Genomic DNA, 11,779 nt, shown 5'->3' on the forward strand with positions numbered 1-11,779 from the left:
TAACTACTATTAAATTTTTTGGGCATTCATTAGGCGAAGCAGACTATAGTTATTTTCAACAAATGTTTGACTATTATGATCTATACAATAATGATGAGTTGAAATTATATTTTTACTTTAAGCAACATGGATCGCAAGATGTCCTCGAACATTTAAGACTTCAAAGTGAAATGATAATTAAACTACTAGAAAAATATGGGGAAACAATGACAAATAAAGATCATGGAAAAAATCTGATAACACGTTTGCAGATGACCAAGAGACTTTATATAAAAGAAATCAAAGTGGATTTTATGTGGATTACCACAAATACTAATTAATAATTCTGTCCGTTACGATCGCTTTGCAATTGATCGTTGGATGAATCAGCTAGAAAAAACATCATAAGAGCACTATAATCAAGTCATAGTATTTGATTTCGGCTCGCAAAAAACTGGAGGAAAATACTATGGCAATTAACGAAACAAAGAATAGAACATATAGAGTCAGAAAAAAATATCCACTTGATGTGGCACTTCTTCTTGAATTAAAAAATCCGTATTTTGATAAAATATTTAAAACCATGAAGGAGGCTAAAGAAGCAGAATTGGATTTTGAAAATAAAATCCAAGAATTACGAAAAACTAAAGATAAGAATGTTTTTGAGTTGGGTGGAGAAATGCTATTTAAAGATTTTTATGAGAGTATCTGGCTAGATGCCTACTCCAATGGATCAACAAGTTCACACCCCACTCCTCCCACAAAAGTAACTATAAATAATACAAAAGACGTTTTTAGGCTGCATATTCTTCCGATGTTTGGTAGGTACTCTTTGAACTATTTAAATCAAAATAAGCAATTTGTAGCTGGAAAAATGACGGCTAAAGCAAGGGAGTATGCTAACTTTAAGACATTGAGGAGTTATGTAAATCAAATATTTGATTTAGCAGAAGAATACGATTACATCAGCTATAATAGACTATCTAAAACTTTAAAAAAGATAAAAGCATTAAAAAAGATTCAATTAGCTAATAATAAGCAGAAAGAGGATAAGTATTTATCGGAAGAAGAATTAATAAAATGGATTAAGGCAATAGAAGAAGATTATGGAGACGGGTTGCTAACCACTCAGGATTATACTTTATTCTGGACCACCTATCTTCTTTCAGATCGCAAAAGTGAAAGTTATGCCCTCCAGTGGAAACATATTGATTTCAACAATAACCAAATATATTTGGAACAGGCGTTAGATAAATTGGGAAGTGTAAAATCCACTAAAGGTAACAAAAAAACTATAATCCACCTTCCTGTAAAATTAAAGAGAATTTTATTGATTTGGAAATCCGAGCAAAAAAAAGAGTTAAAAACTTTGGAAATTGAGCAAACAGATCAACAATTTTTGTTTACCTATTGTGACATGCATGGGAATATTAATAAATGTGTCCATACAGATTTTTTAAACTATCGAATGAAATCAGTAAGAAAGCGTCATCCTGAATTGAAGCCTGCATCACCACATAAATTACGCCATACATCAGCTACCCTTGCAAAAAATATGGAATGACTGTGGAAGATATCTCAAATGGATTAACCCATTCAAACCTCGAAACAACTGGTACTTATTTAAATAATGATGAAGTCGTTCCATTAACTCCCGCAGACTATGCACTTAATCACTTGATGCAAAATGCTGGTGGGGAATAGGTGGGGATTTTGGTGGGGATTATTAAAAAAAGACTCCCAGAAAAATCTGAGAGTCTTGTAAAATCCACTTGTAACAAGGGATTAACGTTTTGAGAATTGAGATGCTTTACGAGCTTTTTTAAGACCTGGTTTTTTACGTTCGACCATACGTGCGTCACGAGTAAGTAAGCCAGCACGTTTAAGAGCTGCACGGAAGTCAGGATCAACTTCTAGCAATGCACGAGCGATACCATGACGGATAGCTCCTGATTGTCCAGCATAGCCTCCACCGTTTACGTTAACAAAAACGTCATATGCGCCTTTTGTTTCAGTAACAGCGAAAGGTTGATTGATAACTTCACGCAAGTCAGCATGTGGGATGTATTCTTCAACATCTTTTTTGTTTACAATAACTTTACCAGTTCCTGGTACTAAACGTACGCGAGCAACTGCATTTTTACGACGGCCTGTGCCGATATATTGAACTTGTGCCAATGAAATTCCCTCCTATTAGATTAAGTTTGTGATATCTAAAACTTCTGGTTGTTGAGCAGTATGTGGATGTTCTGAACCACCATATACGTTCAATTTAGTAAATTGTTTGCGGCCTAAAGTGTTTTTAGGAAGCATTCCTTTTACTGAAGTTTCGATTAAACGACGAGAATTTTTAGCACGCAATTCGCCAGCTGTGACTGATTTCAATCCACCTGGGTAGTTGCTGTGACGGTAATAAATTTTGTCAGTCGCTTTTTTACCTGTTAATTTCACTTTATCTGCATTGATAACAATGACGAAATCGCCAGTATCCACATGAGGTGTGAAAGTTGGTTTATTTTTACCACGTAGTACAGATGCAACAACTGTTGAAAGACGTCCCAATGGAACATCAGTTGCGTCTACTACATACCATTTACGTTCTACTTCGCCTGGTTTGGCCATATATGTTGTACGCACGTTAGTTTCCTCCAATTTAAGTTCTGATGTTTGACATACACTTCGAGTTTCCGGGGCTCTTTGTGGGGCAAACAATACCATTTAACATATTACCTGCTACTTTGCATAATGTCAACGTTTTTCTGCTCGCATGAAAAATTTTCCAAAAGTTTACACCTCTTAGCTATTTTCATTTCCCTGTTACATTTAAAATTCTATTTTTTGTATAAAAAAGAAAGAAACTACATTATTTTTTGTATATTAAATAATTTATTTATAATATAATGCATATTTATTAAATAAAAGTATTGCTTTTTTATTTTTATGATGCTATTATTTGAAACATCAATTTTCAAAAAGAATGCAAAGTAAGGGGAGTTTTTTATGAAAGAGAAAATTATTTTAGCTTATTCCGGTGGATTAGATACATCTGTTGCAATTAAATGGCTGACAGATGAAGGATATGACGTGATTGCTTGTTGTTTAGATATTGGTGAAGGAAAAGATACTGCCTTTATCAAAGAAAAAGCCTTGCAAGTTGGTGCTAGTGCTTCTTATGCAATTGATGCTAAAGAGGAATTCGCACAAGAATTTGCTTTGGTCGCGCTTCAAGGACATACTTTCTATGAACAATCTTATCCATTGGTTTCTGCTCTTTCACGCCCCTTAATTGCGAAGAAACTAGTCGAGCTTGCCCGAACAACAGGAGCTACAACCATTGCTCATGGCTGTACCGGAAAAGGAAATGACCAAGTTCGATTTGAAGTTGCAATCAATGCGTTAGCACCTGACTTAAAAATCATTGCGCCCGTTCGTCAATGGCAGTGGTCTCGTGAAGAAGAAATTGCTTATGCAAAAGATAATGGTATTCCGATTCCTGCAAATTTAGATAACCCCTATTCAATTGATCAAAACCTTTGGGGTCGCGCATGTGAATGCGGAATTCTAGAAGATCCTTGGGCAACACCACCAGCAGGAGCTTATGAGTTAACGACTGCTTTGGAATACACACCAGACCAACCAGATGTAATTGAGCTAACGTTTGAACAAGGTATCCCAATTGCATTAAATAAAGAAAAGATGTCTTTATCACAACTAATCTTGACATTAAATCAGCTCGCTGGTAAACACGGAATCGGTCGGATTGATCATGTTGAAAACCGGTTAGTTGGTATCAAATCTCGTGAAGTTTATGAATGTCCAGGTGCGGTAACATTGATGCAAGCGCACAAAGAATTGGAAGATTTGACTTTTGTTCGTGAACTAGCGCACTTTAAACCACTGATTGAGCAACAACTTGGTCAAATGATTTATGATGGTTTATGGTTCAATCCTTTAACGGAAGCTTTATTACAATTTCTAAAATCAACTCAAATTTATGTAAATGGTACCGTTCGGGTCAAGCTCTTTAAAGGAAATATAATTGTGGAGGGGCGGAAGTCATCCAATAGCCTTTACAGTGAAGAACTTGCTACTTATACATCGGCAGATACATTTGATCAACAAGCCGCTATTGGATTTATCAAACTTTGGGGACTACCTTCTAAGGTTCACGCAGAGGTACAATCGCAGCAAGAAAACTTGTCACAAATAATTTAAATATATTAGCCAATGAAGATTTCTTTACGTTATAACAGGAAAAAGAAGTCTTCATTGTTTTACATAATTTTTTGGGAGGAATAGACATGGAAAAACTTTGGGGTGGTCGTTTTCAAGGAAAAAGTGAACAGTGGATTGATGAATTTGGAGCATCGATTTCTTTTGATCAGAAGTTAGCAGAGCAAGATATTCTTGGTAGCTTAGCTCATGTCAAAATGTTAGGACATACAGGAATTTTAACTAAAGATGAAACTTCAGCAATTATTTCTGGTTTAGAAACTTTGCAGCAAAAATTAGCAGAAAATGAGTTACAGTTTACCATTGAAAACGAAGATATCCACTTAAATATTGAAACGTTGCTTCATCAAGAAATCGGTGCGGTTGCAGGAAAGTTACATACCGCTCGCAGTCGAAATGATCAAGTTGCGACAGATATGCATCTTTTTCTCAAGGAAACTGTTTTGGAATTAATCACCAAACTTCAGCAATTACGAACAACTTTGGTCAAGACAGCAGAAGAACACGTTGAAACAATTGCCCCTGGATATACGCACCTTCAACATGCACAACCAATCTCCTTTGGCCATCATCTGCTCGCCTATTATCAAATGTTGACCAGAGATATGGAACGTTTTACAGAAAGTTTAAAAAGGATTGATTTATCGCCACTGGGCAGCGCTGCACTGGCTGGAACTACCTTTCCAATCGACCGTCAATTTTCTGCAAAAGAATTAGGTTTTTCTGGTATTTATCAAAACAGCTTAGATGCTGTAAGTGATCGTGATTTTATCTTAGAATTCCTAAGTAACTGTTCCCTTTTAATGATGCACCTTTCGCGCTTTTGCGAGGAATTGATTTTATGGTGCAGTCATGAGTTTCAATTTGTTGAATTGACAGATACTTTCTCTACGGGAAGTTCCATTATGCCCCAAAAGAAAAATCCAGATATGGCTGAGCTCATTCGAGGGAAAACAGGGAGAGTTTACGGAAATCTTTTTGGTCTTCTAACATTGATGAAAGGTCTGCCTCTTGCATATAATAAAGATTTTCAAGAAGATAAAGAAGGTATGTTTGACTCAAGTGAAACAGTCCTAGCTAGTTTAACGATTATGGATGGCATGATTGCGACAATGAAAGTCAACCAATCACGTATGTACGCCTCCACGCAAAAAGATTTTTCTAATGCAACAGAATTAGCCGATTATTTAGCTACCAAGGGAATCCCTTTCCGACAAGCGCATGAGATTGTCGGAAAACTTGTACTCCACTGCACACAAAAGGGCTGTTTTTTGCAGGATATTCCGCTAACTGAATACCAAGCAATCAGTTCATTAATTGAAGATGATATTTATGATACATTGCGCTCAGAAGTAGCCGTTAAAAGAAGAACTTCCGAAGGTGGCACTGGCTTTGACCAAGTAAGAGCACAAATCAACCACGCATTTGCTCAATTAGCATCTGAATCCATTCACTTACCTTAAATTGTTCTGTTGAAAAGTTGTTATTATACATGGACGACCCACCTCATTCGCACAAAAAGACACGCGACTTATTCAAGCTGCGTGTCTTTTTTCTTCTATATTATAGAAATAAAAATTTAAGCATCGATTTCTGGTGCTTTTCCAAGGTGTGCTTGGATCATCCAGATGCGTTTTTCAGTTGCTGTTTTAAATTCGATAAAGATATCTTGTGTAGGATCGTCGCCTTCTTCACCAGAAACTTCAATTCCTTTTTGGTAAAGATCAGCTAAATAACGATAATTTTTCACTAACGTTTCTAAACGTTCTGGAATAGTACGATCCCAGCGTCCCACTTCGTCAGAAATTTTTGTATTGTCTGCAAACTCACGTAATGTTGAGTAAGGTGCGCCATCAAGCGTGATCAAACGTTCTGAGATTTCATCTAATTGATCATTCAGATCATCCATGAATTCGTCCATCATTGGGTGCAAAGTAAGAAAACCTGGACCTCTCATGTACCAATGTGTTTGATGCACCACAACAGACATTTGGCTTAAATCTGCAACTAATTGGTTCAATACTTCTTTTGTTTTTGGAAATTTCATTTTGTTACCTCCCTACATTTGTTTACATATAAAATCATAGTCAATTTTCAATTAAATGTACACTAAAACCAATTACCTGAGAATGATTTTCATCCCAATCATTGTTCAACTAAAATTTTTTCTGTGTAACTGCCGAAAAAACAAATGATATATCATTTGTTTTTTCGATAATTTTAATTAAATAATTTTCTGCGTTTCATTTTGCGTATTTCATTTTAGAAAGGGGCAAATCAGATGATACTTCATTTTATTATTGGTAGTTGTTTCGGATCATTTTTTTGTTTAATTGCACAGCGGCTTCCCGTTAACGAATCCATTCTATCACCTGGCTCACATTGTAATCACTGTCAAACACACTTGGTCTGGTATGAACTGATTCCTTTATTCTCAATACTTTGGCAAAAGTTTCGTTGCCGCTATTGCCATTGTAAATTGTCAATCAGTTATTTTTCAGCTGAGACACTTTGCGGAGCTTTATTTAGCTGGCACTTTTGCTTTTATCCGTGGGAGTTTCTTCCTTTATTTTGGATTAGCACAGCTTTTCTGTTAAGCCTAATGGATGTCTTTTATCTACTGATTGATTCGTTACTTCTTTATCTTTTTTGGGGAGTCCTGTGGTTTTCATGGCTTTTGACTGCCAGTTTTCACTGGGAGAGTGTCATCCTCGTCGTTTTTGTTATGTGCTTGCTTTTAGCATTTGTACCTAGGTCGTTAGGAATAGGTGATTGCTTACTGTTGATCTGTTGGAGCGGCGGATTATCATTTGCCTCTTTGGCTCAACTATTATTTATTGCGAGCTTACTAGGCGTAACGTTCTTCATTTTCTATTATTTACGTTACCAGAAACAACTCGTTCAACTTCCCTTCATTCCTTTTTTAACTATGGGATTAATAATTGTTTTAAGCAGTCCATAAATAAAAAACGATGCCCAGAGCCATCGCTTTTTACTTACAGCTATACAAAACAGAAATTCTTTTCATTATTTTTTAGAAATCTTATCTGTCCAATTTTTTCGGATAAAACCAGCACGGCCTGAACCTTCACGATATAAATTATAATGTACACGATTTTTTTTATAATAATCTTGATGATATTCTTCTGCTGGGTAAAAGGGAGCTCTTGGTTCAATTTTAGTTACAATTGGTTGCTCAAATCGACCACTCGCTTCCAATTGCTGCTTAGACTCCTCTGCTAGTTTTTGTTCTTCCTCATTCCCATAATAAATAACTGGCCGATAGGAGTCTCCTCGATCAGCAAATTGCCCTAAAGCATCCGTTGGGTCTGTCTGTTGCCAATAAGTGTCCAGTAATCGTTCATAACTGATTACTTCAGGATCGTATTCAATTTCTACAGCTTCCGTATGTCCTGTTGTACCCGTTGTTACTTGTCCATAAGTTGGATTTGGAACGTGTCCGCCAGTATAACCAGAAGTGACCGAAATAATTCCTGGTTGCGTATCAAAAGGTTTTACCATGCACCAAAAACATCCGCCAGCAAAAATTGCTGTTTTCGTTTTACTTGTCATTTTAAGTCATCTCCTTTTCTTTATCATACTCATTTCTCAGAAAAGGGACATTATTTTGCTTGAAACAATGGCGCACAAAGTCTTATTTGGTTTACCCTCTAGGGGTATATTCCAAAAGATGTATGCTACTCTTCTTCACAAATAATAGAAACCAAGTTTTCCACATGTGGAAATTCTATTTCTATTTCTATTTTTATTTATTGTTCTTGTGGATATTTCTGTCTGTTTCTAGCTCCTTTTTTATCCACAAAGTACAAAAGAGGTCGAACGTCAAGACGTTCGACCTCTTTTTATTTCAATTCAAAATTCTCAAGTGAATGATTTATTTTGTTTGATTATTGTTCATTGCATCTTCAGCAGCCATTTGTGCTTCAATATCAGAGATACTGTACACATTTTCGCTAGCCACACCAACTTCTTTTGGTTCCATATCACGGTAACGTTGCATACCAGTACCAGCTGGGATGATTTTACCGATGATAACATTTTCTTTCAAACCAAGAAGTGGATCTTTCTTACCGCGAATTGCAGCATCCGTCAAGACACGAGTTGTTTCTTGGAATGACGCAGCAGATAAGAAGCTGTTTGTTTCCAATGAAGCTTTTGTAATACCTAGCAAGACTGGACGAGATGTCGCAGGGACACCACCAGCAACTAAAGTATTGTAGTTTTGATCTTTGAAGTCTGCAATATCCATTAAAGTACCTGGTAAAATTTCTGTGTCACCTGGGTCCATTACGCGAACTTTACGTAACATTTGACGTACCATTACTTCAATATGTTTATCGCCGATTTCTACCCCTTGCATACGGTACACGCGTTGTACTTCACGCAATAGATAATTTTCAACAGATAAAACATCACGAACTTGCAACAATTGTTTAGGATCGATTGAACCTTCTGTTAATGGAGCACCACGATGGATCATATCGCCTTCAGCGACTTTCATACGTGCTGTATAAGGTACAGTGTACGTACGAGTATCTGTTTTACCTTTAATTGTTACTTCTTTTGTACGTGTTGCAGGATCTTCTGAGATATCAATAACATCTCCAGTTACTTCAGTAATCACAGCTTGTCCTTTTGGATTACGTGCTTCAAAAATTTCTTGGACACGAGGAAGACCTTGAGTAATATCATCTCCGGCAACCCCACCTGTATGGAACGTACGCATTGTTAACTGTGTACCTGGTTCACCGATTGATTGAGCAGCGATTGTACCAACTGCTTCACCTACTTCAACATCAGAACCAGTTGCAAGGTTACGTCCATAACAATGTTTACATACACCATGTTTTGTATTACATGTGAATACTGAGCGAATCGTTACAGTTTCAACGCCAGCATCAACGATTTGTTTTGCGATATCTTCAGAAATTAATTCATTTCCTTCAATAATTAGTTCGTCTGTTTCAGGGTTACGGATTTCTTTACGAGTGTAACGTCCAATTAAACGATCTTCTAATGATTCAATGATTTCATTTCCTTCACGAATTGCACGAATTTCAAGACCACGATCAGTACCACAATCTTCTTCACGGATGATGACATCTTGCGCTACGTCAACTAAACGACGAGTCAAGTAACCTGAATCGGCTGTCTTCAAGGCAGTATCGGTCATCCCTTTACGAGCCCCATGGGTTGAGATAAACATTTCTAAGACAGATAGTCCTTCACGGAAGTTTGAAATGATTGGCAATTCCATGATTCGACCATTCGGAGCGGCCATCAATCCACGCATACCAGCAAGCTGAGTAAAGTTGGAGATGTTACCACGAGCTCCAGAATCAGACATCATGAAGATTGGATTTTTTGCTTCCAAACCTTCCATCAGTTTTTGTTGGATTTCATCTTTGGCAGCATTCCAAACAGCGATTACGCGTTCATAACGTTCGTCATCTGTAATTAGACCACGACGGAATTGTTTTGTAATTGTTTCAACTTGTTTGTGTGCATTTTGGATAATTCCTTGTTTTTCTTCAAGAACACTGATATCCGCAATCCCTACAGTAATACCTGCATGAGTTGAATGTTTGTACCCTAAGTCTTTCATACGGTCAAGCATCTTAGATGTTTCAGTGACTTTAAAACGTTTGAAAACTTCAGCAATGATATTTCCTAAGTTTTTCTTCTTGAATGGCAAGATCAATTCTTGTTCTTTGATGTGTGCAGGAATATCTGTACCCGCTTCAACAAAGTATTTATCTGGCGTTTGAACAGTTAAGTTAAAGTCAGTTGGTTCATTCAAGTAAGGGAACTCTTGTGGCATGATTTCATTAAAGATAATCTTACCAACAGTAGTAATCATTGTGCGTTCTTTTTGCCAATCAGTAAATGGTTTGTCACCTAATGTGTTAGGGTTCACACCAATACGTGAGTGTAAATGAACGTAGCCGTTACGCCATGCAATCACAGCTTCATTTTGATCTCTGAAGACCATTCCTTCGCCTTCACGACCTTCTTCTTCCATAGTTAGGTAATAGTTACCTAAAACCATATCTTGAGAAGGTGTTACAACTGGTTTACCGTCTTTTGGATTCAAAATATTTTGTGCAGCAAGCATTAACATACGTGCTTCAGCTTGCGCTTCTTCATTCAATGGAACATGGACAGCCATTTGGTCTCCATCGAAATCGGCATTGTAGGCTTCACAAACAAGTGGATGCAAACGAATTGCACGTCCTTGGACCAATACTGGTTCAAACGCTTGAATACCAAGTCTGTGAAGTGTAGGTGCTCGGTTAAGTAATACTGGGTGTTCTTTGATTACGTCTTCTAAAACATCCCAAACTTCATCTTCTTGACGTTCGATTTTACGTTTTGCATTTTTGATGTTTGATGCAAGTTCACGTTGGACTAATTCACGCATTACAAATGGTTTGAACAATTCAATAGCCATTTCTTTTGGAAGACCACATTGATACATCTTCAAGAAAGGACCAACAACGATAACTGAACGACCTGAATAGTCAACACGTTTACCTAGTAAGTTTTGGCGGAAACGACCTTGTTTCCCTTTTAGCATATGAGAAAGAGATTTCAATGGGCGGTTACCTGGTCCAGTAACTGGACGGCCGCGACGACCATTGTCAATCAATGCATCAACTGCTTCTTGCAACATACGTTTTTCATTTTGAACAATGATTCCTGGTGCGTTCAAATCTAATAAACGTTTCAAACGATTGTTACGGTTGATTACTCGACGATACAAATCGTTTAAATCACTTGTTGCAAAACGTCCACCTTCTAATTGAACCATTGGACGTAAATCTGGAGGAATAACAGGAATAACATCCATAACCATCCAGCTTGGTTCATTTCCAGAGGCACGGAATGCTTCTAAAATATCTAAGCGGCGAATAGCACGTGTACGTTTTTGTCCTTGTGCTGATTTTAATTCTTCTTTTAATTCTGCAACTTCTGCATCCAAATCAACATTATCTAGTAATTGTTTGATTGCTTCCGCACCCATTGCAGCTTGGAATTCTTGACCATACTGTTCACGTTTTTCACGATATTCACGTTCAGTCAATAATTGTTTCTTCTCTAAATTAGTATTACCTGGTTCGATAACTACATAAGAGGCAAAGTAAATGATTTCTTCTAATGCGCGTGGACTCATGTCTAAAACAAGACCCATACGTGAAGGAATACCTTTAAAGTACCAGATATGTGAAACAGGAGCAGCTAATTCAATGTGACCCATACGTTCACGACGAACTTTCGAGCGAGTAACTTCTACTCCACAACGGTCACAAACAATTCCTTTATAACGGATACGTTTGTATTTTCCGCAGGCACATTCCCAGTCTTTTGTAGGACCAAAAATCCGCTCACAGAACAACCCTTCGCGTTCAGGTTTTAAGGTACGATAGTTAATCGTCTCAGGCTTTTTAACTTCGCCGTAAGACCAGCTTCTGATTTTTTCGGGAGAAGCCAAACCTATTTGCATACTTTCGAATTTATTTACATCGATCAAAAGGGGTTCCCTCCA

7 protein-coding genes and 2 pseudogenes are annotated in these 11,779 nt (G+C 37.2%); 4 read left to right on the forward strand and 5 right to left on the reverse strand.

What is annotated here, in order from left to right; all coding sequences use genetic code 11:
• The first annotated feature begins 448 nt into the window (after nt 1-448).
• Nucleotides 449-1,683 (forward strand): annotated as a pseudogene (locus IGJ66_RS12005) (tyrosine-type recombinase/integrase).
• Between the two features lie 81 nt (nt 1,684-1,764).
• Here IGJ66_RS12005 and rpsI read toward each other — a convergent pair.
• Nucleotides 1,765-2,157 (reverse strand): 30S ribosomal protein S9, encoded by a 393-nt coding sequence (gene rpsI / locus IGJ66_RS12010; RefSeq protein WP_067484493.1) that lies wholly within the window; start codon nt 2,155-2,157, stop codon nt 1,765-1,767.
• Nucleotides 2,158-2,172: 15 nt separating this feature from the next.
• Nucleotides 2,173-2,601 (reverse strand): 50S ribosomal protein L13, encoded by a 429-nt coding sequence (rplM, locus tag IGJ66_RS12015; protein ID WP_306294856.1) that lies wholly within the window; start codon nt 2,599-2,601, stop codon nt 2,173-2,175.
• Nucleotides 2,602-2,979: 378 nt separating this feature from the next.
• Between rplM and IGJ66_RS12020 the strand changes: the two genes are divergently transcribed.
• Nucleotides 2,980-4,194 (forward strand): argininosuccinate synthase, encoded by a 1,215-nt coding sequence (locus tag IGJ66_RS12020; protein WP_430616657.1) that lies wholly within the window; start codon nt 2,980-2,982, stop codon nt 4,192-4,194.
• An 86-nt stretch (nt 4,195-4,280) separates the two neighbouring features.
• Nucleotides 4,281-5,675 carry an argininosuccinate lyase gene (gene argH, locus IGJ66_RS12025; RefSeq protein WP_430616658.1) on the forward strand — a complete coding sequence of 465 codons (1,395 nt, stop codon included), beginning with the start codon at nt 4,281-4,283 and terminating at the stop codon, nt 5,673-5,675.
• Nucleotides 5,676-5,791: 116 nt separating this feature from the next.
• Here argH and IGJ66_RS12030 read toward each other — a convergent pair whose 3' ends face one another.
• Nucleotides 5,792-6,259 (reverse strand): Dps family protein, encoded by a 468-nt coding sequence (locus IGJ66_RS12030; protein WP_067484481.1) that lies wholly within the window; start codon nt 6,257-6,259, stop codon nt 5,792-5,794.
• A gap of 234 nt (nt 6,260-6,493) precedes the next feature.
• Between IGJ66_RS12030 and IGJ66_RS12035 the strand changes: the two are divergent.
• Nucleotides 6,494-6,739 (forward strand): annotated as a pseudogene (locus tag IGJ66_RS12035) (prepilin peptidase); the annotation flags it as partial.
• A 500-nt stretch (nt 6,740-7,239) separates the two neighbouring features.
• Here IGJ66_RS12035 and msrA read toward each other — a convergent pair.
• A complete protein-coding gene (msrA, locus tag IGJ66_RS12040; RefSeq protein WP_430616659.1) occupies nt 7,240-7,785 on the reverse strand; it encodes a peptide-methionine (S)-S-oxide reductase MsrA in 546 nt (181 codons plus the stop codon).
• 322 nt (nt 7,786-8,107) lie between these two features.
• On the reverse strand, nt 8,108-11,764 hold the full coding sequence (gene rpoC, locus IGJ66_RS12045; protein ID WP_067484475.1) for a DNA-directed RNA polymerase subunit beta': 3,657 nt from the start codon (nt 11,762-11,764) through the stop codon (nt 8,108-8,110).
• Nucleotides 11,765-11,779: the final 15 nt, after the last annotated feature.

This window comes from Enterococcus sp. DIV0176 (genome assembly GCF_050528535.1).
Taxonomy (GTDB): Bacteria; Bacillota; Bacilli; order Lactobacillales; family Enterococcaceae; genus Enterococcus_B; species Enterococcus_B thailandicus.

Bases quoted from the DNA above. Each gene is read 5' to 3' on its own strand.
- rplM (WP_306294856.1), bottom strand. From the start codon at position 2,601: ATGGCCAAACCAGGCGAAGTAGAACGTAAATGGTATGTAGTAGACGCA.
- IGJ66_RS12020 (WP_430616657.1), top strand. From the start codon at position 2,980: ATGAAAGAGAAAATTATTTTAGCTTATTCCGGTGGATTAGATACATCT.
- argH (WP_430616658.1), top strand. From the start codon at position 4,281: ATGGAAAAACTTTGGGGTGGTCGTTTTCAAGGAAAAAGTGAACAGTGG.
- IGJ66_RS12030 (WP_067484481.1), bottom strand. From the start codon at position 6,259: ATGAAATTTCCAAAAACAAAAGAAGTATTGAACCAATTAGTTGCAGAT.
- msrA (WP_430616659.1), bottom strand. From the start codon at position 7,785: ATGACAAGTAAAACGAAAACAGCAATTTTTGCTGGCGGATGTTTTTGG.